Raw genomic sequence first — 26,292 nt, 5'->3', positions numbered from 1 at the left:
ACTTGGCCCTGCATTGCAGGGCCTTTTCATATTTGGAGTAAACATGGCTGGATTCTTCCACGGCGTCACCGTAACCAACATCGACACCGGCGCCCGCAGCATCGCGCTGCCTTCTTCCTCGATCGTCGGCCTGGTCGACACCTTCACCGAAGGTGCTGGCGCCACGGCCAAGGCCAACGACCTGGTCCTGATCACCAGCGAACGTGAAGCTGTCGCCGCCTTCGGCGAAAACGCCGCCATCACCAAGGCCTGCCGGGCCATCTACACCCGTGCCAAGGCGGTCATCGTCGCCTGCGGTGTAGCCAAACTCGAAGATGCCGCCGAGCAGACCGCCGCGATCATCGGCAGCGTACAGGCCGACGGCAAGCGCACCGGCCTGCAGGCGCTGCTCGATGGCAAGAGCCGTTTCAACGCCCAGCCACGCCTGCTGGCAGCCCCGCGACACAGCGCCACCCAGGCGGTCGGTACCGCTCTGGTAGCCCTGGCCGACAAGCTGCGCGGCATCGCCATCATCGACGGCCCCAACACCACCGATGAGGCAGCCATCGACTACGCCAAGAACTTCGGTGCCAAGCGCGCCTTCCTGGTCGACCCGGGCGTGCAGTACTTCGATAACGGCGAGGAGGCCACCGTCGATGCGCCGGGCTCGGCCTGGGTCGCCGGCCTGTTCGCCTGGACCGACAGCGAATACGGCTTCTGGGCCTCGCCGTCTAACAAGGAGTTCGTCGGCATCACCGGCACCACCCGCCCGGTGGAGTTCCTCGATGGCGACGACAGCTGCCGCGCCAACCTGCTGAACAACGCCAACATCGCCACCATCATCCGCGACGACGGCTTCCGACTGTGGGGCAACCGCACTCTGTCCAGCGACCCGAAATGGGCCTTTGTCACCCGTGTGCGGACCATGGACATCGTCATGGACGCGATCCTCTACGGCCACAAATGGGCCGTCGACCGCGCCATCACCGCCACCTACGTCAAGGACGTCACCGAGGGCCTGCAGGCCTTCATGCGCGACCTGAAGAACCAGGGCGCGATTATCAACTTCGAGGTCTTCGCCGACCCGGAGCTGAACACCGCCAGTCAGCTGGAGCAGGGCAAGGTGTACTGGAACATCCGCTTCACCGACGTGCCGCCTGCCGAAAACCCCAATTTCCGCGTTGAAGTCACCAACCAGTGGCTGACCGAAGTCCTCGATTCCGCTGCTTAAGGAGCGCACTTACATGGCAATGATTCCCGAAACCCTGGCCAACCTGAACCTGTTCGTCGATGGCGTCAGCTTCCAGGGCGATGTACCCAGCCTGACCCTGCCCAAACTCACCCTGAAGATGGAAGAACACCGCCCCGGCGGCATGGACATGCCGGTCGAGATGGACCTGGGCATGGAGAAGCAGGAAGCGGCCTTCACCACCACCGGCGTGCGCCGTGAAGCGCTGAAATTCTTCGGCCTGGCCGATGGCAGCGGCTTCAACGGCACCTTCCGCGGCGCTTTCAAGGGCCTCAAGGGCAACATCACCCCGGTGGTGGTGACCCTGCGCGGCACTCTCAAGGAAATCGACATGGGTGACTGGAAGTCTGGCGACAAGGCCGAGATCAAGCACAGCGTCGGCCTGAGCTACTACAAGCTGGAAGTCGACGGTCGCCTGCTCTACGAGATCGACGCACTGGGCATGAAGCGCGTGATCGATGGCGTTGATCAACTGGCCGCCCAGCGCGCCGCGCTCGGCTTGTAAGGGGGCGACCATGGCTCAAGCGAAAAAGCAGCCACAGTGGCTGACCCTGAGTGCCGACCGCGTCAGCGTACGACTGTCGCGACCCAGCGAAGCCAACGGTGTGCAGGTCGACAGCCTGTCGCTGCGCGCACCGACCGTGCGCGATATCCGCAATGCCCAGGCCGGTGGCGGCGTCGACGACGAGCAGCGCGAGCTGAACCTGTTCGCGTCGCTGGCCGAGGTCGGTATCAAGGACCTCGAAGGCCTTGCCCTGAAGGACTATAGCCGTTTGCAGAGTGGCTATTTTCGCCTGGTGCAGGACGACGAACTTTGACCCGGCCCGGCAGAAGGCCGCCGCCAGGCGGCTGGCTAAGGAACTGAACTTTTCCGCGAGCGAAATCATGACCATGTCGTATGGCGACATGGTCTGGTGGCTCACCGAGTAAAGGGAGATAAGGATGGCGGACAGATCTGCGGCGACGCATGTATTGCAACAGCCGCGCTCCGATCCTGAGCGCGATCAAGTCAGCCTGACCCAAGTGTTCAGTCATCAGAACCGGGTACTTGGGCGCGTTCTGCAGGCAATGAGGCAAGGACCGCCTCAACATACGGAGACCGAGGTGGCAATTCTGCCGAGTGCTCAGCCTGTCGATGGTGCGGCTGATGAAGCATCAAAGGAGGATAGCAAGGTCCGAGTGGGGGCTGCGGCCGACCAGTTCTCGATCAGGGCTGGTCCAGTTGGACGGTCCCCGTCCACCACAATCGACGAATACCCACTTGGTGCTGATGCGACTCCTTCGATTGACCCGGGTGACCGTGGGCTGCATCGCGGCAAGCAAGTACTCGAAGCAGGTAAGACGGCCTTTCGGGCTAGCAGGCTGGAGGCGATAGTGAAAGTCGGCACTACCGCTGCGACCGCGTCGACAGCCCAGGAGTGGGGAGAGGGCTTGGGAGGCGCCGCTGGAGGGCTTGCCGGGAGCGCTTTGGGTGCAGCCTTGAGCAAATATGCAGGCAAGAACGTCGGGTATGGCAAGGTGCTGGGTGGTTTCTTCGGAGACAAGGCAGGTGCGGCAGCCGGTAAATACCTGGCGTCTGATCCTGCTCAGGATGCGTCAGGTGAAAGGGCTGTTACTGCAACCATTGCGCCCCGGACGGAGGATACCGACTCGTGGGGGAAACTGGGGCTGGACATGCTGGCCGGTGTAAGTCTCGGCTCGGTTACAGGTATTCAAGATGTCGGTCGGCGTCTACCGGCGCTGAGTATGAGGCAGTTCAAGGGATGGTTAGGGAAGGGGCGCCCGGCAGCCAATGAGCCTTATCCGCTCGGCGCAGACGCAGGTCCATCGCCTACCGATATCGGCAAGCCTCCGACACCCTGGAGGACGGTTGGCGAGCTTCTCAAGTCCGAAGGGAAGAATGTCTTGCTGGAGGCGGCCCTCAAGGCGGGCCATACCTACCTGACCGCAACCACGGCAGAAGAAGCGGCAAAAGGGTATGGCGGAGCGGTTGGTGGCGCGGTCGGCTCGATTGCAGGTGGCCTGGTCATTAAACGATTCTTGCCCTTCGTTGACCCTTCTATCGGAATGACCGTTGGATCGGCAATCGGTGACAAGGCCGGAAGCGAAGTGGGTGGGTGGATAGTCAGGAGCCTGACCAAGGATGAGGTGGCCCGCAAGTCTTTAGCCCCCATTTCTCTTCTTGATCCTGCAAAGCAGCCGGTCACACCCATACCGAACCACTCCTTCTTCGAACTTCAACTGGGCACGACCATCGGCAGGCGCCTTCTGTCATCACCGGTTGCGGAGCGCCAACAGCAGGTGTCACGGCGCCCATTGCCTCAGGTGTCACTGCTGGATCCACTCAAGCATTCGGTCACTCCCCGGCCGACAGGGGAGTCGGTCGATGAGCAGGTCGGCGCCCGGATCACCAGGCGGCTGTTGGTACAGTCCGCCGCGCGTCAGCCTGAGACAGCAAGGCAGCAGCCGTTGGCGCCCGTGTCGCTGCTACGGCCTGCTGCATCTGTAGAGCCGAGTGAAGAAAGGGATGAACGTCCATTACCCATGCGTGTTCCTGCTTCATCGACTGTCCTGCCAGATCCTGCTGCCCCGGTTACTCCCTCACTCAAGGACCAACAGCCGATCGATCAGCATTACACCTTCAACACCAGCATGCCGGTAACGGTCAATGGCAGCCTTGATGATCCAGCGACCCTGCAGCAACTGGAAGCGATGGTGAAACGCACCTTGCAAGAGCTGATTAGTCGCAATGCCTCTACACAGCTTTCTGATCCCATCTACGTATGAGGAGTTTTCATGACCTACCTGGAACAGTTGCAAGGCGGCTTGCATGCACTGGTCAAGGCGGGCGAGGAGGGGCGTCGGCGTGCCGACGCCATGCTCGACCCGATGCAGCAGGCGGTAGGCCACGCCAAGGAGGCAGCCGCCGAACTCGAAGCCCTGCCATGGATCGGCCCGGAAATCGGCAAACGCCTGCAACGCACGATGCGCGCCATCGACTCGGCCAAGCAGCGCGTCGACAAGGTGATCGCCAAGTACGACCAGACCCTGGAGGTGGTGCGCAAGGTGCGGGACCAGGTCGATGCCTTTGCCGAGCACCTGGGCAAGGCCGACGCGGCCATCCGCCGGGTGATCGGCGATGTGAAAGCGGTGGCCAAGGGCGTGCTGTCGACCTTTGGCTTCGCGCCCGAGGCCACGCCGGCGGCAGAAGCGATCAAGCCGTTCCCGCACCTGCTGGTGCTGCAACCCTTGAAGGCCAATGCCGCGCCTTACTACTTCAACCTCGACACCGCCGCCTTCGACCAGCTGCGCCGGCAAACGCGTTTTCGCTGGGCGGGGCAGGAGCGCCTGAACCGGGAAAACGCCCAGCAGGCCGTTAGCCTGGGCGAAGAAACCATCAGCATCCACGGCGCGATATTCCCCGGCTTCAAAGGTGGCCTCGGCCAGTTGCAAGCCCTGCGCGGCATTGGCCGCCAGCTGCTGCCGCTGTCGCTGACCACAGGTTATGGCGAAGTGCTCGGCACCTGGTGCCTGACCAGCATCGAGGAGGACCAGGGCGCCTTGCTGGCCGGCGGCATTCCACGCAAACAAGGTTTCTCACTGGAGTTCGTCAGCTATGGACAAGACCTGCAAAACGTCTGAGGGCGATGTGCTCGATACCCTCTGTCACCACTATTACGGGCACCTCGACGGCAGTGTCGAAGCGGTGCTGCAAGCCAACCAGGGGCTGGCCGACGAGGCCCAGCCGTTTCGCAGCGGGGTGATGATTCGTTTGCCGATGTTGGCGCTGGCGCAGGCCAACGTCGTACAGCTGTGGGACTGATGCCATGCAACCGCAATTTCGCATCCAGGCCGACGGCAAGGACATCACTGCGCTGATCAACGACCGGCTGTTGTTGCTGCGCACCACCGACAAGCCGGGCATGGAGTCGGACGACTTCGAATTGCGTATCGACGCGCGTGATGGCGCCTTGGCGCTACCCGCGCGCGGCGCGCTGATCGAGGTGCATCTGGGGTACACCGGCCAGCCGTTGACCCGGCTGGGGCGTTACACCGTCGATGAGGTCGAGTTGTCCGGCCCGCCCGACACCCTGGTGATCCGTGGCAAGGCCAGTGACCTGCGTGGGACTGGCCGGACCATCCGCAGCGGCAGCTGGGAGGCCGTGCCGTTGCAGCGCATCGTCGCCGAAATCGGCGCACGCAATGGCTGGCAGGCGATCTGCCCGGTGCTCACCCTGGTGCCGCGGGTCGATCAGTACAACGAATCGGATTTCAACTTCATCACCCGCCTGGCCCTGCAGTACGACAGCACCGCCAAGCTCGCCAACGGCCAGCTGCTGGTGCTGCCGCGCCAGGGCGGGCAGAGCGCCAGCGGCAAACCCCTGGATGTGGTCGCTATTGCCCGTAGCGATGTGAGCCAGTGGTATTTCCGCCTGGACGACAAATCTGCGCGCAAGGCCGTGCGTACCCGTCACCAGGACACTGCCAGCGGTGAGCTGATGACGGTCGAGGTGGCCAATGACGGCGCTGCGGACGGCCAGCGGCCGGTGCACACCGACCGTCACCTGTACCCCAACCGCGCCGCTGCCGAGCAGGCGGCCAAGGCGCGATTGGCCAGCTTCAACCGCGGCACCGCCCAGGTGCGCCTCGACCTGCCCGGGCGCACCGACCTGTTCGCCGAGCGCAGCATCGACCTGCAGGGCTTTGTCGATGGCCTCGACGGGCTATACCAGATCGATTCGGTGGAGCAGGTGTTCACCCGCTCGGGCTGGCGCACCACGGTGCAGGGCAACGGCGGCAAGGCGGGCAAGGTACAGGCCAAGGGCGCAGCGCCCCGCCGTCAGGCCGCGATCAAGGCTTGAGGACGATACAGGGAAGGAGTGTCAGACATGCTCACTGAAACGCAATTGCTACAGATTCTGCCGAGCGCCCGCCCCGTCGCGGGCGTTTTTCTTTCGGCACTGAACGTCACCCTGCCACGCTGGGAAATCGACAACCCCAAGCGTGTGGCAGCGTTCATCGCCCAGGTCGGCCATGAGTCCGGCCAGTTCCGCTATGTGAAGGAGCTGGGCAACGACCGCTACCTGGCGCGCTATGACACCGGCAGCCTGGCCTTGCGCCTGGGCAACACGCCGCAGGCCGATGGCGATGGCCAGTTGTACTGCGGGCGCGGCCTGATCCAGGTCACCGGGCGCAACAACTATCAGGCCTGCAGCCGTGCGCTGTTCGGCGACGAGCGCCTGCTGGCGCAACCGCAGTTGCTGGAGCAACCGCGCTGGGCCTGCGAGTCGGCGGCGTGGTTCTGGCACTCGCGTGGGCTCAATGCCCTGGCTGACCGCGACGAGTTCAACCGCATCACGCGCCATATCAATGGTGGGCTCAATGGGCTGGAGGATCGTCTTAAGCTCTGGGCGCGGGCGCGCGAGGTGTTGTGTTGAGCCGCTGGCAACTGGGCCTTGGCGCACTGCTGTTGCTGTTGTCCTTCGCGCTGGCTTGGCAGGTTCAGGGCTGGCGCTACGGGCGGCAACTGGCGCAGCAGGCGCAAGCCCAGGCCGATGCCGAGGCCACCCGGCTGCTCGCCGAGCGGGGGCAGCGTCAGTCCCTCGAACAGCGCCTGGAACAAAGTGAAACCCGTCATTTCAAGGAGCTTGCCGATGCGCAACAGTCTCAGGTTCGCCTGCGTGATCGCCTGGCTACTGCCGATCTGCGCCTGTCGGTCCTGGTCGAGCGCGACGCCGTCTGCAGCGCAGTGTCTGCCGCCGCCAGCGCCGGCGGCGTGGATCATGCAACCGTACGCGCCGGACTTGAGCCGGCGCATGCTCGACGAATTGTCGCCATCACCGACGAAGGGGACCGAGGGTTGATGGCGTTGCGGGCTTGTCAGGATTATGTACGCGCCTTGCGGCCTTGAGCCCTTGTGTGGCGGTGTCAGGGTGGTAGGGTAATGCGCAATCTTGAAGGAGCTCGTCATGGACCCGATCACCGTTCTCGCCACTCGCCTCGGCGAACACCTGCGCCGCTTCAACGCCCAGGTGACCACCGCCGAATCCTGCACTGGCGGTGGCATCGCCGAGGCCATCACCCGGGTGCCCGGCAGCTCGGCCTGGTTCGAGGCCGGTTACGTGACCTATTCCAATGCCCAGAAAACCCGTCTGCTGAACGTCTCCGAGGCGCTGTTCGCCGAGGTTGGCGCGGTCAGCCAGGAGGTGGTCGAGGCCATGGTCCGGGGCGCCCAGGCCGCCAGTGGTGCACGCTTTGCCGTGGCCGTCAGTGGCGTGGCGGGGCCGGACGGTGGTTCGCCGGCCAAGCCGGTCGGGACCGTTTGGCTGGCCTGGGCCGATGGCGATCACGTCAGCAGCGAGCGCCGGCACTTCGACGGTGACCGCGAAGCCGTGCGCCGACAGACGGTGATCGCCGCGTTAGACGGCTTGTTACAGCTTGGCGCCGAGTAAATCGACGACAGGGGTTTGCGCGCGCGCCAGCCTGTGGAATAATACTGGCTACTTATACAGGTATTCCGGCCGTCAGGGCCAAGTCGAACACGTGAGGATTTCAATGGACGACAACAAGAAGCGCGCCTTGGCTGCGGCCCTGGGTCAAATCGAACGCCAATTCGGCAAAGGCGCGGTCATGCGCATGGGCGACCACGAGCGCCAGGGCATCCCGGCCATTTCCACCGGTTCCCTGGGCCTGGACATCGCGCTCGGCATCGGCGGTCTGCCAAAAGGCCGTATCGTCGAAATCTACGGCCCGGAATCCTCGGGTAAAACCACGCTGACCCTGTCGGTCATCGCCGAAGCTCAGAAGAACGGTGCAACTTGCGCCTTCGTCGACGCCGAACACGCCCTCGACCCTGAATACGCCGGCAAGCTGGGCGTCAACGTCGACGACCTGCTGGTCTCGCAGCCGGACACCGGCGAACAGGCCCTGGAAATCACCGACATGCTGGTGCGCTCCAACGCCGTTGACGTGATCATCGTCGACTCCGTGGCTGCACTGGTGCCGAAGGCCGAGATCGAAGGCGAAATGGGCGACATGCACGTCGGCCTGCAGGCCCGTCTGATGTCCCAGGCGCTGCGCAAGATCACCGGTAACATCAAGAACGCCAACTGCCTGGTCATCTTCATCAACCAGATCCGCATGAAAATCGGCGTGATGTTCGGTAGCCCGGAAACCACCACTGGTGGTAACGCCCTGAAGTTCTACGCCTCGGTGCGCCTGGACATCCGCCGTACCGGCGCGGTCAAGGAAGGCGACGAAGTGGTCGGCAGCGAAACCCGCGTCAAGATCGTCAAGAACAAGGTCTCGCCGCCGTTCCGTCAGGCCGAGTTCCAGATCCTCTACGGCAAGGGTATCTACCGCAACGGCGAAATCATCGACCTGGGTGTTTCCCAAGGCCTGGTGGAGAAGTCCGGTGCCTGGTACGCCTACCAAGGCAACAAGATCGGTCAGGGCAAGGCCAACGCGGCCAAGTACCTGGCAGAGAACCCGGCCATTGGTGCCGAGATCGAGAAGCAGATTCGCGAGAAGCTGCTCAAGGCCGGTGCTGTTGCCGAAGCCGGCAAGGCTGCTGCCGCTGAAGCCGATGCCGACGACATGGCTGACGCCGACGCCGGTTATTGATAGCAGCTGGTATGTCCGCCGTACTCGACACCCCCGTCGCCGTCAGGCGGACAGCCATGGACCTGCTCGCGCGCCGCGAGCATGGTCGCGTCGAGCTGACGCGCAAGTTGCGTCAGCGCGGTGCCTCGGATGAACTGATCGAGCCTGCGCTCGATCGGCTCGCCGAAGAAGGGCTGCTTAGCGAAGCCCGTTATCTCGAGAGTTTCATCCGGTACCGTTCCGGTTCCGGCTATGGTCCTGCGCGTATACGCGAGGAGCTTGGCCAGCGCGGGCTGAATCGAAGTGATATCGAACAGGCCCTGCGTGAAAGCGAAGTGGATTGGGCGGCGCTGTTGCGGGATACCTGGCAGCGCAAGTTCGCCGGGCTTCGCCCCCAGGATCCTCGAAGTCGCGCCCAGCAGACCCGGTTTCTTGCCTACCGCGGTTTCCCCATGGACATGATCGGCCGGCTGCTCAGTGGTCGGGATCTGGATGATTACTGATCTGGCTTGCAACGCCCTGTAGGAGCGGCGTTGTGTCGCGAAAGGGGCGCAACGCGCCCCCCTAAGATTTCGAAGTTAACTTGACAACTGGGGGCGCCTTGCGCCCCTTTCGCGACACAAGGCCGCTCCTACAAAGACCGTGCATGCCTTACTTCAGCTGACCTTCAACGCCTCCCGAGCGCGCTGGGTGGTGTGCATTGGCTCCGGTTTGGCCCAGTTTTCCGGCAAGTTGATGAAATCGACCAATTCCCGCAGCCGCCCCTGGTCACGGCCATTGAAGGCAAACGTCAGCCGCGTCAGATGGCTGAAGTTGCCCACCTCGTGTTCGGCACCGCTGTCGGCGTGTTGGTGATACCGGCCACTCAGGCGCAAGTCGGCAAACCCCTCCTGGATGTCATGCAGTGCGGCCTCGCTGAGCCGATGGTGCATGCGGATCACGAACTGGTTCTTCAGCCAGCGGCTGGAGTGGTAGTTGCTATAGAACTGGTTGATTTCCTCGACGGCCTCATCGGCGCTGTGCACCAGGCGCAGCAGCTTCAAGTCACTGGGCAGGATGTAGCGGTTTTCTTCGAGCTGGCGGCTGATGAACGCGAGGCAGTCGCGCCAGAACGTGCCACCCGGTGAGTCCAGCAGTACCACCGGCACCAGTGGGCTCTTGCCGGTCTGGATCAGCGTCAACACTTCAAGTGCTTCATCCAGGGTGCCGAAGCCGCCAGGGCAGAGCACCAGTGCATCGGCTTCCTTGACGAAGAACAGCTTGCGAATGAAGAAGAAGTGGAACGGCAGCAGCTTGTCGGTGCCATCCACCGTGGCATTGGCATGCTGCTCGAAGGGCAGGGTGATGTTGAAACCCAGGCTATGGTCACTCCCGGCGCCTTCGTGGGCCGCCGCCATGATGCCGCCGCCGGCACCGGTAATGACCATCAATTCGGAGCGGGCGAGGGTGGCCCCCAGCTCGCGAGCCAGCGCGTACATCGGGTGTTCCACGGGAGTGCGTGCCGAGCCGAACACGGTGACCTTGCGTCGCCCCCGGTAGCGCTGGAGCATGCGGAACGAGTGGTCCAGTTCGCGCAAGGCCTGCAAGGTGATCTTGGCGCTCCAGCGGTCGCTGTCGTCATGGGCCATGCGCAAGACCGTGAGCATCATGTCGCGGTACAGCGGCAGGTTGGGGCTGTCCGGCGCGACCAGTTGCAGTTGCTGGTCGATCTTGCTCAGGTCGATGCCGTGGTCCCTGAAGTGATTGAACAAGTGTTCATTCGATTGGTAAGGCATTCAACGTCTCCTTCTGCAGCAAAACCTCTGACCGGGCCGATGGTGTGGCCCGGCCGCGACACTACGTGTGTCGCTGGCTGCCGTGACTCGAGTGTGCATCCCGAGCATTGCAGTAGGCCTTCAAGACCGTGGTACAGAGGTGTCAGTCCAGCGTGTCGTTTTTCGGGCCTTCGCTATCAATCTAGACCGTTGCGCCTGATCGTGCAGACGCGAACACGAGTGGCCACTCGTCGGCCTGCGACCAGCCCCGGCGAGGGTTTGGTTAACTGGAGAAGCGAAACGTGTCGATGCAGGAGGTGGCGCTATGCATCGCTTGGTCATCGAGGTAGACCGGCAGCTCTACCAGCAGCTGGAACATGCAGCCCAGGATCACCATGTGAGCCTGGAAGCAGAGTGTCGTCGCAGGCTAGCGGCACTTGAGTGCCAATCACGCTACCTGCAGGCGCTGCTGGCAGAGATGCGCGCCGACGAAGAGCCGCGGCGCGCCGAGGGAGAGCGGGTTACCTAGTCACTTCTTCTTGTTGCCGGCGGTGCAGCTGGCAGCATCGAAGGCCTGGTCCATGACCGGCTGGTTGGTCTTGTACACGCTGAAGCGATAGACCATCACCGCACCTTTGGACATCAGGTTACGGAAACCACTGTTGCGGCACACGCTGTCGCCCAACTGGCTGCGGACTTGCGCCGGGTTCTGCTGCATGCGTGCGGCATGCTCGGCACGTACGCTGAGGTGGTTGACCAGCGCCTTGCCTTCAACGGTATAGCCCTGATCAAGAATGTCTTCGTTGATGGCGCGAGGGGTGCCGACACTGCTTTCCGTGGCGACCTTCTGCAGCAGCTTGTTGAGCTCGAACTCTTGCTTGGAGGCAGCCTGGGCTGCCAGTGGCAGGGTGAGCAACAGGCTCAGGGTCGGGACGATAAGACGCAGCATGAATCTCTCCTGGTTCGATGACTGGCGCTTTGACATGCGCCGGCGGCGGGCGTTCCATGAAACCCGCTGCATCGCAGGCAAATTCACGGTGGCCAATGTCGCCGATTATAAGGGAGCGGTTGCTTGCCCTGCACGGCCAAATGGCGCCTGCTCTGGTAGACTGGCGTTTTGCACCTTCCGAGTCCTTGCAGTGTCCAGTCACAACCCGTCCACAGGCTTGCCAGCATGAGCCACGCGGTAGCACGCCTGCGTGCCGAGCGCCTGGCACGCAGCAACAAACCTTTCATTGCCCGTGGTTCACGCGCCGAGCGTTGCCCCGATTGCCGGGTGATCGCCACCCATTGCCTGTGTGCGTGGAAGCCCAAGGTGCAGGCCGACTCGGGTGTGTGCCTGATCATGCATGACACCGAGCCATTGAAACCGACCAACACCGGCTGGCTGATCGCCGACCTGATCGAAGACACCTGTGCCTTCGGCTGGCTGCGCACCTCGGTGGACGAGCGTTTGCTGGCGTTGCTCGACGACCCGCAGTGGCAGCCCTACATCGTCTTCCCTGGCGAATTCGTTGCCCAGGAGCGGGTGGTCAGCGAGGTGGTCCGCGAACCCGGCAAGCGCCCGTTGTTCATCCTGCTCGATGCTACCTGGACCGAAGCCCGCAAGATGTTCCGCAAGAGCCCGTATCTTGATCGCTTCCCGGTGCTGAGCCTGCAAGCCGAGCAGATGTCGCGCTATCGCCTGCGCCGGTCCAAGCGCGACGATCATTTCTGCACCGCCGAAGTCGCTGCCATGTGCCTGGACCTGGCGGGTGACGGCCAGGCTTCTCAGGCGCTGGATGCTTACCTCGACGTGTTCAGCCTGCATTACCTCAGTGGCAAGCGTCGCCTGCCGCTGGATGATCAGGACGACACCCACCAGCGTTTGCATACCTTCCTATAGTCCAAAGGGCATAAGTCTCACTTTGGTTCATAATGACGGGGCTGGCAGCCAGGGTGGGCGAGACGGCAGGGTAGTTGGCTTGACCACCTCCGGCCGTGCTCGGCATCCTTGGCGCCGATTCCCCGCCAGGCGCTTCACTACCCCGCACGCGCCTGGCACAGAACAGGATCCATAGATCGATGGCCACATACGAAATCCTGATAGCCGATGACCACCCGCTGTTTCGTAGCGCCCTGCGCCAGGCCGTTACCCTTGGCCTGGGCGCCGCTGTGCGCCTGGTTGAAGTGGCGAGCATCGCCGAACTGGAAACCCGCCTGAGCGAAAAAGCCGACTGGGACCTGGTCCTGCTGGACTTGAACATGCCGGGTGCCTATGGCTTCTCCGGGCTGGTCCTGCTGCGCGGCCAGTACCCGCAGATTCCGGTGGTAATGGTCTCGGCGCAGGAAGAGGCCGCCGTGGTGGTCAAGTCCCGCGAGTTCGGTGCCAGCGGCTTCATTCCGAAGTCCAGCGGCCTTGAAGTCATTCAGGATGCCGTGAGAAAAGTACTCGATGGCGAAGTCTGGTGGCCACCGCAAGCCTTCGAAAAGGTCGACGTCTCGGCCGAAGCCAAGGCCGCCAGCGAAGGCCTGGCCAGCCTCACCCCACAGCAGTTCCGCGTGCTGACCATGGTCTGCGAAGGTTTGCTGAACAAGCAGATCGCCTATGAGCTGAGTGTGTCGGAAGCGACCATCAAGGCCCATGTAACGGCTATCTTCCGCAAGCTGGGCGTGCGCACTCGCACCCAGGCCGCGCTGTTGCTGCAACAACTTGAATCGGTTGCCAGCAGCTGACAACGCCTGGATTCACGCTTTTTTGACCCGTGCCGCACTAGTCTGCTGGCCTTTCTGTTGTGAAGTGACTCACATGACATCGCCATTCAAAGGCCAGACCGGCCTGAAACGCATCTTCAACGCCGCAGGCTACTCGCTGGACGGCCTGCGCGCCGCCTTCAAGGGCGAGGCCGCCTTCCGCCAGCTGGTCCTGCTCAACGTGCTGCTGATCCCGATCGCCTTCTGGCTGCCGGTCAGCCGTGCCGAGCGGGCAATCATGATCGCCGTGTGCCTGCTCGGCCTGATCGTCGAACTGTTCAACTCGGCAGTGGAAGCAGCCATCGATCGCATCTCGCTGGAACGCCACCCGTTGTCGAAGAACGCCAAGGACATGGGCAGCGCCGCGCAACTGGTGGCGCTGACCATGGTCGCGCTGGTGTGGGGTGTGATTCTGCTTTAAGCGATCGGCGGCAAGACGATCTCGTCACTGCGGGTAAAGCCCGCAGTGAAGTTGCGGCACAACTCCAGGAACTCACGCATGGCCGAGGTCTGGTACTTCTGCTTGTGCCAGATGAAGTAGAACTGGCGCATCAGGTCCAGCTCCGGCGTCTCCACCGGTACCAGGCTACCGCGGCGGAAGGCATCACGCAGGGCCAGGCGGGAGATGCAGCCGATACCCAGGCCCGACTCCACGGCACGCTTGATCGCCTCGGTGTGCTCCAGCTCCAGGCGAATGTTCAGGCTGGTGCGGTGATGACGCATGGCCTGGTCGAAGGTCAGGCGTGTGCCGGAACCCTGCTCGCGCAGGATCCAGGCTTCCTGCGACAGCGCTTCGACATCGGCACGACCGGCCTTGGCCAGTGGATGTTGCGGTGCGCAGAACACCACCAGCTCGTCCTCGACCCAAGGTTGTACCTCCAGGTCCGGGTGGTTGCAGTCACCTTCGATCAGACCTAGATCAATTTCGTATTGCGCAACCTGGTGCACGATATGCGCAGTGTTCTGCACATGCAGCTTGACCTGGCTCTCCGGGTGTACCTGCATGAAGCTGCCGATCAGCAGGGTGGCCAGGTAATTGCCGATGGTCAGCGTAGCGCCGACCGCCAGCGAGCCAAAGCCGGACTTGCCGTTGAGCAGGTCTTCGATTTCCTTCGCCTGGTCGAGCAGGGCGACGGCCTGGGGCAGCAACTGATGGCCCAGGGCATTGAGCGCCAGGCGCTTGCCGGCGCGGTCGAACAGTTGGCAGCTCGATTGCCGCTCAAGTTCGGTGATGGAAGTGCTCGCCGCCGACTGTGAAAGCGCGAGCACGCTGGCCGCCCGCGACACACTCTGGTGCTGGGCCACGGCGACGAATACCTGAAGCTGACGAAGTGTAAATCGCATATCTATATAACCGATAACACATATCTTGATAATTCAGTTAACAGATATTCTCGCTGCCCCTAAACTATCGCGCAACTGTGCGTCTTGCGCGCTGCGTTTTTCTTCAGGAGCCCCTTAGATGAGCAACATGAACCACGAACGTGTCCTCAGTGTGCACCACTGGAACGACACCCTGTTCAGCTTCAAGTGCACCCGCGACCCGGGCCTGCGCTTCGAGAACGGTCAGTTCGTGATGATCGGCCTGCAACAGGACAACGGCCGTCCGCTCATGCGCGCCTATTCCATCGCTTCGCCGAACTGGGAAGAGCACCTGGAGTTCTTCAGCATCAAGGTCCCGGACGGCCCGCTGACCTCGCAGCTGCAGCACCTGAAGGAAGGCGACGAGATCATCATCAGCAAGAAGCCAACCGGTACCCTGGTCCTCGACGACCTGAAGCCGGGCAAGCACCTGTACCTGCTGAGCACCGGCACCGGCCTGGCGCCGTTCATGAGCGTCATCCAGGACCCGGAAACCTACGAGCGCTTTGAAAAGGTGATCCTGGTTCACGGTGTGCGTTACGTCAACGAAGTGGCCTACAAGGAATTCATCACCGAGCACCTGCCGCAGAACGAGTTCTTCGGTGAGTCGGTCCGTGACAAGCTGATCTACTACCCGACCGTGACCCGCGAGCCGTTCGAGAACCAGGGCCGCCTGACCGACCTGATGCGCAGCGGCAAGCTGTTCAGCGATATCGGCCTGCCACCGATCAACCCAGAGGACGACCGCGCGATGATCTGCGGCAGCCCGAGCATGCTCGACGAGACCAGCGAAGTGCTCGACAGCTTCGGCCTGAAGGTCTCCCCGCGCATGCGCGAGCCGGGTGACTACCTGATCGAGCGTGCCTTCGTCGAGAAATAAGACGAACGCAGCAACGAAAAAACGCAGACCCGGGTCTGCGTTTTTTTATGCCTGCACGGTGGTGATTCTCAGCCTTCCCGTACGACTTCCAGCACCTGGATCTGATCCGGTTGCGGGTAATGCCAGCGGACCTGCACATCCCAGAACTTCACCCCGTACACCCGTTCCGGCGGTGGCACCTGATAGGCCGGGCGCGGGTCCTGCGCCAGGCATTGCTCGATCAGTTCCACAAGGGGCTCGCCAAGGCGCAACCCATGCGCGTGGGCCTGGGGCAGGGCGCTGTCGCTCCAGCCAACGGCAATTGCGACCGGCGCATCACTGGCCATCAGGTTGCTTGCCCCGGCAACGCTGTCGGCGTAGGGGACATAGGGTTTGATGTCCAGTACCGGCGTACCGTCCAGCAGGTCGATCCCGGACAGCAGCAGGCGCCCTGGCTCTACGCCCTCCAGGCGCACCACCGACTGACCGATGCCGTTGGGGCGATGGGTGGCGCGGGTGGCGAATACGCCCATGCTCTTGTTGCCGCCCAGGCGTGGCGGGCGTACTTTCAGGCGCGGTTTGTCTTCCAGTGCCTGGTGGAACAGGAACAGCAACCAGACATGGCTGACCTGCTCCAGCCCGGCCACCGCATCGCCCTGATCGAACGGCGGCAGCAGTTCCAGCGCCCCGCGGGCTGCTGGCGCCAGCTGCGGCTGGCGCGGGATGGCAAACTTCTCCTTGAAGCAGGAGCGGACGATGCCGACCGGTGCAACCGTATGCTGCATGGCCACTCAGCCGCGCACGCGCAGGGTCAGGCCCTTGAGGAAGTTGCGCAGCAGCTGGTCGCCACACGGGCGATAGTTGTCATGCCCGACCTTGCGGAACAGCGCGCTGAGTTCAGGCTTGGACACCGGGAAATTGACCGCCTTGAGGATGGCGTGCAGGTCTTCTTCCTTGAGCTCGAAGGCCACCCGCAGTTTTTTCAGGATGGTGTTGTTGGTCACCGGCAGCTCGACCGGCTGTGGTGGGCGGCTGTCGTCCTTGCCACGGCGGTGGATCACCAGGCCGTCAAGGAAGTGCGCCATGACCCGCTCCGGGCAACGCACGAAACCGGCTTCGTCTTCCTTCTTCAAGTAGGTGGCGAGCACGATCGGGTTAACTTCGAGGCCGGACAGCGCGATGATTTCGGCCATCTTGGCGTCGTTCACCTTGAGCATGTAGCGCAAGCTGCGCAGGACATCGTTGTGGTTCATTGCTGCAAAATCCTGTTCAGTAGCCACGCCGGGGGCGTGGCGCATTGCTTAGAAACGTTCGGTGGCTGCCAGGTAACGCCACTGCCCCACGGGCAGCTTGCCCATCGATACACCCCCCAGGCGAATGCGGCGCATGCCCAGCACCTCCAGGCGCAGGTAGGCGCACAGCTCGCTGATCTGCCCGGGTTGCGGGTTTTTCACGACCAGGCGCAAGTGGGTCTCGTTCTGCCAGCTGGCCTTGGCCTTGGGCAGCTCCCGGTCATTGCGCGTCGCACCGCGTGCCAGGCGCTCCAGCGCCTGGGGCGTGGTCTCACCGCGCACTTCGATGATGTATTCCTGCTCCATGCGGCGCAGGTCGGCGTCGATCTTGCGGGTGACCCGCCAGTCCTGAGTGAACACCTGCAGGCCGGTGGCGCCACGTTCCAGCGGCGCCAGGCAGGTCAGGCGGGCAAAATGCCCGTGCAGGGGCCGTACGCCTTCGCGGTGGGCCTCGCTGAGGTTGCCCATGTTCATGCTGGCGCGGGCGGTTTCGCTGTCGACACCGGCCGCTTGATGCATCAGCAGGGTGACGGGGTCCAATGCCTCGGCGCGTGCTCCCGGCAGCAGTTCGACGCGCTGGTCGTCGACCTTGAACTGAGGTTGCTCGACCACCACGCCATCGACCGTGACCCAGCCTCCTTCGATGTACAGCTCGGCCTCGCGGCGGGAGCAACCAAGCTGCTCGATGAGGCGTTTGGACAGGCGGACGGGTTCGGACATGGGGCAATTCGCAAGGCAGGGAAAGACCTACATTGTACCTGCCTGTGCGCGGTTGATGATGGGAATCTGTGTCAAATGCGCCGTTTTGGACGCAGGCCACGGCATATTCGGACGCCGCCCTAAGACGCTGTAGGAATCAGCCTCATGTGCAGAAGGGGATAGGGCTGCCCCAAGCCATCCGATTCCGAGCGGCCGACGACTTCGAAGCCTTCGTGCAAGTAGAAGCCCAGGGCTTGCGGGTTCTGTTCGTTGACATCCAGGCGTTCGGCATTCAATTCGTCGATCGCATAACGCAGCAGGCGCTTGCCAACGCCCTTGCCGCGGTAGTCCGGTGCGACGAACAGCATGTGCACGCAGCCGTTGGCGACACCGGCAAAGCCGCAGATGCGCTGGCGATCCTTGCAGCAGATCAGCATCACTACGTCGAGGTAGCGGCGCAGCACCTGCTCGCGCAGCAACAGGATATAGGCCTCGGGCAGAAAGTCATGGGTCGCGCGCACCGAGTTTTCCCAGATCTGCACCAGCTCGCTGTAGTCGCTGTAGCGCGGGGTTTGCAGCGTCAGAACCGAATGCATGCCGGTGTTCCTCCTGAGTGATAGAGCAAACATAGCAGGCCCGCCACTGGTCGGCTTTTCCGTGCGCGGCTTGAAGCCTGGGGCGTAGAGGTCTATTAATTATGCGTGGGAAAAATTCCCACGCAAAGAAAAGAAAGAACTCACAACAGATTCCCAGCTTGATTTGGCGTTCTCATGGCGAAGACCTGGAGACGGAAAATGCACATCCACATGCTGTTCAAAAGGGCTCTACTGGCGGTTGCCGTTGCAGGCGTGCTGTCGACGGCCATCGTATTGGTTCCTGACTCGATTTCGCATGGCTCCAGCGCCTACGCCAAGGATGGCGGTGGCGGCGGCGGTGGTGGTCACGGTGGTGGTGGCGGCGGTCACGGTGGCGGCGGTGGTGGAGGCGGTGGTGGTCACGGCGGCGGGGGTGGCAGCGGCGGTGGCGGAGGCGGTCATGGCGGCGGGGGTGGCAGCGGCGGTGGCGGAGGCGGTCATGGCGGCGGCAGTGGCAGTGGCGGTGGCAGCGGTGGCGGCCACGGTGGTAGTGGCAACGGCAGTGGCGGCCACGCCGGCAACAGTGGCAGCGGCCATGGTGAAGCAGGCCAGGGCCACGATGGCAACTCAAACTCCGGACGCAGCAGCCATGCTGAAAGGGGTGATGACCATGGCAATCACGTTGGCGGTGAGCCCGGTGACGATCATGGCAATCATGTTGGCGGTGAGCCCGGTGATGATCATGGCAATCATGTTGGCGGTGAGCCCGGTGATGATCATGGCAATCATGTTGGCGGTGAACCTGGCGACGATCATGGCAATCACGTTGGTGGTGAACCTGGTGACGATAACGGCAACCATGTGGGTCGCGAACAGGGTGATGACCGCGGTGCTCATGCCGCCGGCGAAGTCGGCGATGACAACAGCAGGATCTGACCGGCAGTGAACAGCCCATACAAGGCCCAGCGGACGGGTTTTGTATGAGCGGGTCTCGGGCGGTGCAGCCCTATCACACGTTTGCAGTGAGCGCTGACAGCTTTTTCTCATTCTCTGTGGGAAGTAGTTACAGTTCGTGCGGGATGTTTTCCCGCGTCGTATGCTGGGTTCAACTGTCAAGGAATGCGCTCCATGCAATCGCCCTCTATCCCCCCTTCCATGTTGAGCGCACTGCGCAGGGTCATGCGCCCCCTGGTGCGCCTGATGCTGCGCAAAGGGGTGACTTACACGATGTTCACCGACGTGCTCAAGGAAGTCTTCGTCGATGTGGCCCATCGCGAGTTTCGCCTGGACGACAAGGTGCCGACAGACAGCCGCATCAGCCTGCTTACCGGCGTGCATCGCAAGGATGTCCGGCGGCTGCGAAGTGAAAATGACGCAACTGACGCTGAGCTGCCGGAAAACATCACCTTAGGTGCGCAACTGGTGAATGTATGGACCACCAGCCCACCATTCTGCTCCGCGGCCGGGCAGGCGTTGGCGCTGCCACGGCTCGCCAGCGTTGGCGGCGATTGCTCTTTCGATGCCCTGGTGGCGAAGATCAGCACCGACATCCGTGGGCGAGTGGTACTGGATGAGTGGCTGCGCCTGGGCATCGTACGCCTCGATGATCAGGATTGCGTTCACCTTGAAGCCCAGGCATTCGTGCCGCAGAAGGGCTTCGAAGAGAAAGCCGCGTATTTTGGCCATAACTTGCATGACCACGCCTGCGCAGCGGTGCACAACCTCAGTGGCGAAGGCCTGCCGTTTTTTGAACGCAGCGTGCACTACGATGCCCTGACCTCGGCCAGCGTCGGCACGCTGCGTGAAGCGGTCACCCAGGATGGCATGCAAACCTTGCTGGCCTTCAGCCGGTTGGCCGCCGAGCTGGAAAACAGCGACGTGCCAAACCACGAGGAACGCCAGCGCATCACCGTCGGGCTGTATTTCTACACTGAAGCCACCAACCCCGATTCGTCGAAGACAGCCGACTCATGACCCCCCTCGCGCGCTGCCTCAGTCTCGTCGCACTCGCCCTGGGTTTCGGGCTGAACCTGGTGGCGCCTGCCGAGGTGGCCGCAGCACCGGTTTGTGTCAGCCGTGATGAAGTGGGCATGGCTGGGGCTGCGGGTATGCAGTTCCCCGGGGGCACCGGTGGTACAGGCGCCAGAACAGGCGGTGTTGGCGGGACCGGCGTGCGCAGCGAGAACGGCGGCGTGGGTGGCACGGGGGCGCCGCTTCAGCAGCGCCCTGGCGGCACGGGTGGTACCGGCGCAGTGGCGGAAGGCGTAGACGGTACCTTCATCGATCGCGGCCACGGCGGCGTGGGCGGTAGCGGTGCCCCGATCAAGCGCCCAGGCGGTACCGGCGGCACGGGGATCGTCGGCACCATCACCGGGTTTGCCTCGATCTGCGTCAATGGCCAGGAAGTGCACTACGGCAAGGATGTACCGGTGAGTGAGAACGGTGCCCCTGCCAGTAGCGCTCACCTGGCGATTGGGCAGGTTGTCGCGGTGGAGGCCTATGGCACGCAGCGCGGCCTGCAAGCCGGGCGCATCGCTATCCTCAACGTCTACGAAGGGCCGCTGACCGCACTGCCGAACGCTTCCGGGCCACTGCGGGTCATGGGCCAGCCCGTGCGGCTTGCCGCCGGAGCGCGGGTGGCTGAAGGGCTGCGCCCGGGCGAACCGGTCAGGGTCAGCGGCCTGCGCGATGCGGCAGGTGACGTGGTGGCCAGCCGTATCGAGCGGGCGCCAGGCCTCAGGGAGGCCAGTGCCATCGGTGCGATTGACCGTCCCGGCAGCCTGCAGGGGCTGAAGCTGGGGACCCGCGTGGCGCCGGCGCGGGAAATGCTGGTGCGCGGCCAATGGACCGGGAATCAGCTTGAAGTGGCGCAAACACGGCCAGACCCGAGCCTGCCATTTGCTGGCCGCGTGCAGACTGCGGTGATCGAGGGGCTGGTGCAGCGCACCCAGGCGCGTCAGCTGGTAGTCGGCGGCATCAACGTGACGCTTGGGCAGGATACCGTGATCGTCGGCAAGCAGCCTGCTGCCATTGCGCTTGACCAACGGGTGCGGGTAAGCGGTGTCTTCAGTGCCACGCACGAGCTACGGGCCTCCCGCATCGAGTTCGATGATGACCGCGGCGACCGTTCGGACAGAGGGCATTCCGCGCGTAACAGCGAGCATGGTACCAGCGGCTCGGGCAGCTCGAGCAACAGTGGTCAGGTTGAGCGTGGGGCCTCCAGCAGCCGCAGCGAAGACAGTGACGATCACAGCGGACGGAGTTCGATCAGCGACTCCAGTGGCCATGACAGCGTTGAAAGTGAGGACAGGTCTGGAAAGTCAGGGCATGTCGACAGCGTGGAGCAACGCGAGACCAGCAACAGTGGCAGCTCCGATCGGGTGGAGAAGGTCGAGGATGTTGAAAAAGTAGAACTCGAAAAAGTCGAGAAGGTGGAAAAGGTCGAGAAAGTAGAGAGAGTCGAAAAGGTGGAGAAAGTGGAGAAGGTCGAGAGGCCTGAGAAAGTCGAGAAGGTGGAAAAAGTCGAGAGGCCTGAGAAAGTCGAGAAGGTGGAAAAAGTCGAGAAGGTCGAAAAGCCTGAAAAAATCGAGAAAGTGGAAAAAGTCGAGAGAGTCGAAAAGCCCGAAACGGTAGAAAAAGTCGAGAAGGTCGAAAAAGTCGAGCATCCGGAGCGGTCCGGGCATTAGGCAACTAGGCTGGGTAGGTCCGATCATACTTCCCGACGGAACACTGAGGTGCAGATGAGACCTACGCTCCCTCTTTTCGCCTGTTTGCTGTCCTGTAGCAGTGTGTCGGTCCTGGCCGATACCTTCAGCGCCTCCATTGGCATGGACTATTCGAGTGGCGACTATGGCACGGATACCACTTCGGAGATCTGGTACGTCCCCGTGGTCGGCAAGTATGAAACCGGCCCCATGACCTACAAAGTCACTGTGCCCTGGCTACGCATCACCAACCCTGAAGTAGGCCCCAATGGCGACCCCTTGCCCGGCGGATGCCATGCGGTGGAGAGCGGGCTGGGCGACACGGTTGCCAGTGCCGACTATGCACTGCTCGACGGCAGTGACGGCGGCCTGATGCTGGACCTCATCGGCAAGGTCAAATTCCCCACTGCCGATGAAAAACAGTGCCTGGGCACCGGCGAGTACGACTATACCGGCCAGGTCGATATCGCCCAGGCATTCGGCCCGGTGACCGGCTTCGCAACCCTGGGCTGGAAGAAGTTCGGCGACCCACCCGACAGCGATTTCAGGGATCCGATCTTTACCAGCCTGGGTTTTGCCGTTCCTGTGGCGACAGGCACCTCGGCGGGCGCCTCGTACGACTGGCGGCAAAAAGTCGTTTCGACAGGCTCGGAGATCCAGGAGCTGACCCTGTTCCTGACCCACAAGCTCAACCGGGAATGGAAGGTTCAACTGTATGCGGTCAAGGGCTTTTCCGATGCCAGCCCCGATGCAGAAGCTGGAATGATGGTTTTTCACACCTTCTGACGAAAAAAGCCCCTGCCGGGTAATTCCACATCGGGAATGCCCGGCAGGGGCTTTTTCATTTGCCGGCTGCTTTAAACAGGCTCGGCCCACATGTCGTATTCGTCTGCATCCACCACGCGGCAACGCACTTTGTCGCCCGGCTTGAAGCCGTGGTTACCGTCGATGAACACGCTGCCGTCGATTTCCGGGGCGTCGAAGAAGCTGCGGCCAACCGAACCCTGCTCCTCGACTTCGTCGATCAGCACTTCGATCTCCTTGCCAATGCGCATTTGCAGGCGGGCGGCGCTGATGGCCTGCTGGTGCGCCATGAAGCGGTCCCAGCGGTCCTGCTTGACGTCATCCGGCACTTCTTCCAGGCCCAGGTCATTGGCCGGGGCACCTTCGACCGGCGAGTACTGGAAGCAGCCGACGCGGTCGAGCTGGGCGTCGGTGAGCCAGTCCAGCAGGTACTGGAAGTCTTCCTCGGTTTCGCCAGGGAAGCCGACGATGAAGGTCGAGCGGATCACCAGCTCGGGGCATTGCTCGCGCCAGTTCTTGATGCGAGCCAGGGTACGGTCTTCGAAGGCTGGGCGCTTCATCGACTTGAGTACCTTGGGGCTGGCGTGCTGGAACGGAATGTCCAGGTACGGCAGGATCTTGCCGGCGGCCATCAGCGGGATCACGTCGTCGACGTTCGGGTACGGGTAGACGTAGTGCAGGCGCACCCAGGCACCCAGGCTGCTCAGCGCTTCGCACAGTTCGAGCATGCGGGTCTTGACCGGGCGGCCATTCCAGAAGTCGGTCTTGTACTTGACGTCGACGCCGTAGGCGCTGGTGTCCTGGGAAATGACCAGGATTTCCTTGACGCCGGCCTTGACCAGGCGCTCGGCCTCGCTCAGCACTTCACCGACCGGGCGGCTGACCAGTTTGCCACGCATCGACGGGATGATGCAGAAGCTGCAGCTGTGGTTGCAGCCTTCGGAAATCTTCAGGTAGGCGTAGTGGCGCGGAGTCAGCTTGACACCCTGTGGCGGCACCAGGTCGATCAGCGGGTTGTGGTCCTGGCGCGGTGGCACCACTTCGTGCACGGCGTTGACTACCTGCTCGTACTGCTGCGGGCCGGTCACCGACAGCACGCTCGGGTGCACGTCACGGATATTGCCTTCGTCGACACCCATGCAGCCGGTGACGATGACCTTGCCGTTTTCCTTGATCGCTTCACCGATGACTTCGAGCGACTCGGCCTTGGCGCTGTCGATGAAGCCGCAGGTGTTGACCACCACTACATCGGCGTCCTCGTAGGTGGGCACGACTTCATAGCCTTCCATGCGCAGCTGGGTCAGGATGCGCTCGGAATCGACCAGGGCCTTGGGGCAACCCAGGCTGACGAAACCAACCTTGGGGGTGGCGGGAGTGGTGGACATGACTAACCTCGGTATTGAATGCAGTTCGCCCTGCCGCAGCCGGGGGCGATCTTGACGGGCGCTTTTGGCGCCTCTGATCAAAAAGTGCGCAATTCTAGCGAGCGCACGGTCGCTTGACCAGCAGAAAAGCGACGAACGCTGCGCTATGCTTCGCGCCATTGCGCCGGGGTTTATGCAAGCCCCTGACGCAGGCGTGAATTCTACCGGCCTTCTAGGCCATCTGCGGGAGTGTTCGATGGTTCAGGCAAGCAGTCACGCCGAAGGCGGGCACGCGGGGAAGCAGGGTGCGACACGGTCGCTGGGGCTGCTCGTGGCAGCGGTCGGGGTGGTGTATGGCGATATCGGTACCAGCCCCTTGTATACCCTCAAAGAGGTCTTTACCGGCGGCTACGGGGTGCCGGTCAACCATGATGGCGTGCTGGGGATCCTCTCGCTGATCCTCTGGTCACTGCTGTGGGTGGTGTCGTTCAAGTACGTGATGTTCATCCTGCGCGCCGACAACCAGGGCGAGGGCGGTACCATGGCATTGACCGCGCTGGCGCGGCGGGCCACGGCGGCTTACCCGCGCCTGCGTTCGCTGATGGTCGTCTGCGGCCTGATCGGCGCCTCGCTGTTCTATGGCGACAGCATGATCACCCCCGCGGTGTCGGTGTTGTCCGCCGTAGAGGGCATGGGCCTGGCCTTCGAGGGTATCGACCACTGGGTGGTACCCATTTCGCTGGTGGTGCTGGTGGCCTTGTTCCTGGTGCAGAAGCACGGCACCGACAAGATCGGCAAGCTGTTCGGCCCGATCATGGTGGTCTGGTTCCTCGCACTTGCCGCGCTGGGGGCGCATGGCATTTCCCAGAGCCCGGAAGTGCTCAAGGCGTTCAACCCTGGCTGGGCGGTGAACTTCTTCATCGTCCACCCCGGCATGGGCGTGGCCATTCTCGGCGCCGTGGTGCTGGCGCTGACCGGTGCAGAGGCGCTGTACGCCGACATGGGCCACTTCGGGCGCAAACCAATCGCCCGCGCCTGGTTCGCCCTGGTGCTGCCGGCCCTGGTGCTCAATTACTTCGGCCAGGGCGCGATATTGCTGCAAAACCCCGACGCCGCCCGCAACCCGTTCTACCTGCTGGCGCCAGGTTGGGCGCTGTTGCCAATGGTCGGGCTGGCGACCATGGCCACCGTAATCGCCTCGCAGGCGGTGATTTCCGGGGCCTTCTCCCTGACCCGCCAGGCCATCCAGCTGGGCTATATCCCGCGCATGCAGATCCAGCACACCTCCAGCGATGAGCAGGGGCAGATCTACATCGGTGCTGTGAACTGGACATTGATGGTCGGTGTGGTGCTGCTGGTGATCGGCTTCGAGTCCTCGGGTGCCCTGGCGGCCGCTTACGGTGTGGCCGTGACCGGGACCATGCTGATGACCACCATCCTGGTGTCGGCGGTGATGCTGCTGCTGTGGAAATGGCCACCGGTGCTGATGGTGCCGATCCTGGTCGGCTTCCTCTTCGTCGATGGGCTGTTCTTTGCTGCCAACGTGCCGAAGATTGTCCAGGGCGGTGCCTTCCCGGTGCTGGCAGGCGGCGTGCTGTTCCTGTTGATGAGCACCTGGAAGCGCGGCAAGCAGATCCTGGTGGAGCGTATCGATGAAGGTGGGCTGCCTCTGCCGGTGTTCATCAGCAGCATCCGCGTGCAGCCGCCGCATCGGGTCGAAGGCACCGCAGTGTTCCTGACGGCGCGGGCAGATGCGGTGCCTCATGCACTGTTGCACAACATGCTGCATAACCAGGTGCTGCACAGTCAGGTGGTGCTGCTGACGGTGGTCAGCGAGGACCGCCCACGGGTGCCGGAGCAAGAGCGATTCGAGGTCGAGGCCTATGGTGATGGCTTCTTCCGTGTGCTGCTGCACTTTGGTTTCATGGACGAGCCGGACGTGCCCGCGGCATTGAGGCTGTGTCACCTGGACGAACTGGATTTCAGCCCGATGCGTACCACCTACTTCCTCAGCCGGGAAACGGTGATTGCGTCGCGTCTGGAGGGGATGTCGCGCTGGCGGGGGAACCTGTTCGCGTTCCTGCTGAAGAATGCCAACGGTAACTTGCGCTTCTTCAACCTACCGTTGAACCGGGTGATCGAGCTGGGTACCCAGGTCGAGATCTGAGTTATTGGGGCTGCTTTGCAGCCCTTCGCGGGCACGCCCGCTCCCACAGGGAAAGCGCAATCCTGTGGGAGCGGGCGTGCCCGCGAAGGGCTGCAAAGCAGCCCCAATAACTCAGATCTCGACCTGGGTACCCAGCTCGATCACCCGGT

Annotated in this window: 30 protein-coding genes; 22 read left to right on the top strand and 8 right to left on the bottom strand. The window is 62.8% G+C overall.

Features of this window, described 5'->3' with window-relative positions:
• Positions 1-43: 43 nt before the first annotated feature.
• From J7573_RS23685 to recX, 12 genes are all read left to right on the top strand, one after another.
• Entirely contained in the window at positions 44-1,210 is a 1,167-nt protein-coding gene (locus tag J7573_RS23685; protein ID WP_294340725.1) for a phage tail sheath family protein, read from the top strand.
• Between the two features lie 13 nt (positions 1,211-1,223).
• A complete protein-coding gene (locus J7573_RS23680) occupies positions 1,224-1,733 on the top strand; it encodes a phage major tail tube protein (RefSeq protein WP_054885338.1) in 510 nt (169 codons plus the stop codon).
• Positions 1,734-1,743: 10 nt separating this feature from the next.
• Positions 1,744-2,046 carry a phage tail assembly protein gene (locus tag J7573_RS23675; RefSeq protein WP_110639803.1) on the top strand — a complete coding sequence of 101 codons (303 nt, stop codon included), beginning with the start codon at positions 1,744-1,746 and terminating at the stop codon, positions 2,044-2,046.
• 124 nt (positions 2,047-2,170) lie between these two features.
• Positions 2,171-4,015 carry a hypothetical protein gene (locus J7573_RS23670; protein ID WP_294340721.1) on the top strand — a complete coding sequence of 615 codons (1,845 nt, stop codon included), beginning with the start codon at positions 2,171-2,173 and terminating at the stop codon, positions 4,013-4,015.
• A 9-nt stretch (positions 4,016-4,024) separates the two neighbouring features.
• Positions 4,025-4,870, top strand: a complete 846-nt coding sequence (locus J7573_RS23665; RefSeq protein WP_294340719.1) for a phage tail protein — start codon at positions 4,025-4,027, stop codon at positions 4,868-4,870.
• Positions 4,845-5,051 carry a tail protein X gene (locus tag J7573_RS23660; protein ID WP_054885334.1) on the top strand — a complete coding sequence of 69 codons (207 nt, stop codon included), beginning with the start codon at positions 4,845-4,847 and terminating at the stop codon, positions 5,049-5,051. Before J7573_RS23665 ends, J7573_RS23660 begins: the two co-directional genes overlap by 26 nt.
• Positions 5,052-5,055: 4 nt before the next feature.
• Positions 5,056-6,090 carry a contractile injection system protein, VgrG/Pvc8 family gene (locus tag J7573_RS23655; RefSeq protein WP_294340717.1) on the top strand — a complete coding sequence of 345 codons (1,035 nt, stop codon included), beginning with the start codon at positions 5,056-5,058 and terminating at the stop codon, positions 6,088-6,090.
• A gap of 27 nt (positions 6,091-6,117) precedes the next feature.
• Complete coding sequence (locus J7573_RS23650) at positions 6,118-6,666, top strand: glycoside hydrolase family 19 protein (RefSeq protein ID WP_294340716.1); 549 nt, start codon at positions 6,118-6,120, stop codon at positions 6,664-6,666.
• Positions 6,660-7,139 (top strand): lysis system i-spanin subunit Rz, encoded by a 480-nt coding sequence (locus J7573_RS23645; RefSeq protein WP_294340715.1) that lies wholly within the window; start codon positions 6,660-6,662, stop codon positions 7,137-7,139. The genes J7573_RS23650 and J7573_RS23645 overlap by 7 nt, the downstream gene beginning before the upstream one ends.
• A 58-nt stretch (positions 7,140-7,197) precedes the next feature.
• Positions 7,198-7,680, top strand: a complete 483-nt coding sequence (locus tag J7573_RS23640) for a nicotinamide-nucleotide amidohydrolase family protein (RefSeq protein WP_294340714.1) — start codon at positions 7,198-7,200, stop codon at positions 7,678-7,680.
• A gap of 103 nt (positions 7,681-7,783) precedes the next feature.
• Entirely contained in the window at positions 7,784-8,851 is a 1,068-nt protein-coding gene (gene recA, locus J7573_RS23635) for a recombinase RecA (RefSeq protein ID WP_054883434.1), read from the top strand.
• Between the two features lie 11 nt (positions 8,852-8,862).
• On the top strand, positions 8,863-9,333 hold the full coding sequence (recX, locus tag J7573_RS23630; RefSeq protein WP_294340713.1) for a recombination regulator RecX: 471 nt from the start codon (positions 8,863-8,865) through the stop codon (positions 9,331-9,333).
• Positions 9,334-9,486: 153 nt separating this feature from the next.
• On the opposite strand, the gene J7573_RS23625 is transcribed toward recX, so the two are convergent.
• Positions 9,487-10,605 (bottom strand): LOG family protein, encoded by a 1,119-nt coding sequence (locus J7573_RS23625; protein WP_294340712.1) that lies wholly within the window; start codon positions 10,603-10,605, stop codon positions 9,487-9,489.
• A gap of 304 nt (positions 10,606-10,909) precedes the next feature.
• Here J7573_RS23625 and J7573_RS23620 point away from each other — a divergent pair, with 304 nt between their 5' ends.
• Positions 10,910-11,113 (top strand): hypothetical protein, encoded by a 204-nt coding sequence (locus J7573_RS23620; protein ID WP_103445302.1) that lies wholly within the window; start codon positions 10,910-10,912, stop codon positions 11,111-11,113.
• Here the strand turns inward: J7573_RS23620 and J7573_RS23615 are convergent, their stop codons facing one another.
• Positions 11,114-11,533 (bottom strand): quorum-sensing-regulated virulence factor family protein, encoded by a 420-nt coding sequence (locus J7573_RS23615; protein ID WP_085675646.1) that lies wholly within the window; start codon positions 11,531-11,533, stop codon positions 11,114-11,116.
• Positions 11,534-11,758: 225 nt separating this feature from the next.
• Here J7573_RS23615 and J7573_RS23610 point away from each other — a divergent pair, with 225 nt between their 5' ends.
• The 3 genes from J7573_RS23610 to J7573_RS23600 all read left to right on the top strand — a co-directional run bounded on the left by J7573_RS23610 (position 11,759) and on the right by J7573_RS23600 (position 13,738).
• On the top strand, positions 11,759-12,469 hold the full coding sequence (locus J7573_RS23610; protein ID WP_294340710.1) for a tRNA-uridine aminocarboxypropyltransferase: 711 nt from the start codon (positions 11,759-11,761) through the stop codon (positions 12,467-12,469).
• Between the two features lie 179 nt (positions 12,470-12,648).
• Complete coding sequence (erdR, locus tag J7573_RS23605) at positions 12,649-13,299, top strand: response regulator transcription factor ErdR (RefSeq protein WP_294340709.1); 651 nt, start codon at positions 12,649-12,651, stop codon at positions 13,297-13,299.
• A 73-nt stretch (positions 13,300-13,372) separates the two neighbouring features.
• Positions 13,373-13,738: a diacylglycerol kinase gene (locus J7573_RS23600; protein WP_010952700.1), complete on the top strand. Its 366-nt coding sequence runs from the start codon at positions 13,373-13,375 to the stop codon at positions 13,736-13,738.
• On the opposite strand, the gene finR is transcribed toward J7573_RS23600, so the two are convergent.
• On the bottom strand, positions 13,735-14,661 hold the full coding sequence (finR, locus tag J7573_RS23595) for a LysR family transcriptional regulator FinR (protein ID WP_103445299.1): 927 nt from the start codon (positions 14,659-14,661) through the stop codon (positions 13,735-13,737). The genes J7573_RS23600 and finR overlap by 4 nt on opposite strands.
• A 118-nt stretch (positions 14,662-14,779) precedes the next feature.
• On the opposite strand from finR, the gene fpr reads away from it, so the two are divergent.
• Positions 14,780-15,559 (top strand): ferredoxin-NADP reductase, encoded by a 780-nt coding sequence (gene fpr / locus J7573_RS23590; protein ID WP_110637249.1) that lies wholly within the window; start codon positions 14,780-14,782, stop codon positions 15,557-15,559.
• A gap of 68 nt (positions 15,560-15,627) precedes the next feature.
• Here fpr and tsaA read toward each other — a convergent pair whose 3' ends face one another.
• The 4 genes from tsaA to J7573_RS23570 form a co-directional block, all read right to left on the bottom strand.
• A complete protein-coding gene (gene tsaA / locus J7573_RS23585) occupies positions 15,628-16,323 on the bottom strand; it encodes a tRNA (N6-threonylcarbamoyladenosine(37)-N6)-methyltransferase TrmO (RefSeq protein ID WP_294340707.1) in 696 nt (231 codons plus the stop codon).
• A gap of 6 nt (positions 16,324-16,329) precedes the next feature.
• Entirely contained in the window at positions 16,330-16,791 is a 462-nt protein-coding gene (locus tag J7573_RS23580; RefSeq protein ID WP_085675653.1) for a DUF1456 family protein, read from the bottom strand.
• A gap of 48 nt (positions 16,792-16,839) precedes the next feature.
• A complete protein-coding gene (locus tag J7573_RS23575) occupies positions 16,840-17,550 on the bottom strand; it encodes an rRNA pseudouridine synthase (protein WP_294340706.1) in 711 nt (236 codons plus the stop codon).
• 119 nt (positions 17,551-17,669) lie between these two features.
• Positions 17,670-18,125, bottom strand: a complete 456-nt coding sequence (locus J7573_RS23570) for a GNAT family N-acetyltransferase (RefSeq protein ID WP_294340705.1) — start codon at positions 18,123-18,125, stop codon at positions 17,670-17,672.
• Between the two features lie 198 nt (positions 18,126-18,323).
• Here J7573_RS23570 and J7573_RS23565 point away from each other — a divergent pair, with 198 nt between their 5' ends.
• The 4 genes from J7573_RS23565 (at position 18,324) to J7573_RS23550 (ending at position 22,594) form a co-directional block, all read left to right on the top strand.
• Entirely contained in the window at positions 18,324-19,040 is a 717-nt protein-coding gene (locus J7573_RS23565) for a hypothetical protein (RefSeq protein ID WP_294340703.1), read from the top strand.
• Positions 19,041-19,232: 192 nt separating this feature from the next.
• Positions 19,233-20,078 carry a DUF6502 family protein gene (locus tag J7573_RS23560; RefSeq protein WP_294340702.1) on the top strand — a complete coding sequence of 282 codons (846 nt, stop codon included), beginning with the start codon at positions 19,233-19,235 and terminating at the stop codon, positions 20,076-20,078.
• A complete protein-coding gene (locus J7573_RS23555; RefSeq protein WP_294340701.1) occupies positions 20,075-21,790 on the top strand; it encodes a DUF5666 domain-containing protein in 1,716 nt (571 codons plus the stop codon). Before J7573_RS23560 ends, J7573_RS23555 begins: the two co-directional genes overlap by 4 nt.
• Before the next feature lie 54 nt (positions 21,791-21,844).
• On the top strand, positions 21,845-22,594 hold the full coding sequence (locus J7573_RS23550; protein ID WP_294340700.1) for a hypothetical protein: 750 nt from the start codon (positions 21,845-21,847) through the stop codon (positions 22,592-22,594).
• 71 nt (positions 22,595-22,665) lie between these two features.
• Here the strand turns inward: J7573_RS23550 and rimO are convergent, their stop codons facing one another.
• Entirely contained in the window at positions 22,666-23,997 is a 1,332-nt protein-coding gene (gene rimO / locus J7573_RS23545) for a 30S ribosomal protein S12 methylthiotransferase RimO (protein WP_294340699.1), read from the bottom strand.
• A gap of 235 nt (positions 23,998-24,232) precedes the next feature.
• On the opposite strand from rimO, the gene J7573_RS23540 reads away from it, so the two are divergent.
• Positions 24,233-26,143, top strand: a complete 1,911-nt coding sequence (locus J7573_RS23540) for a potassium transporter Kup (protein WP_294340698.1) — start codon at positions 24,233-24,235, stop codon at positions 26,141-26,143.
• Positions 26,144-26,292 lie beyond the last annotated feature (149 nt).

This window comes from Pseudomonas sp. (assembly GCF_017744435.1).
Classification (GTDB): Bacteria; Pseudomonadota; Gammaproteobacteria; order Pseudomonadales; family Pseudomonadaceae; genus Aquipseudomonas.
Note: the sequence above shows the minus strand (reverse complement) of the source record. Positions and strands in the feature narration are given on the sequence as shown.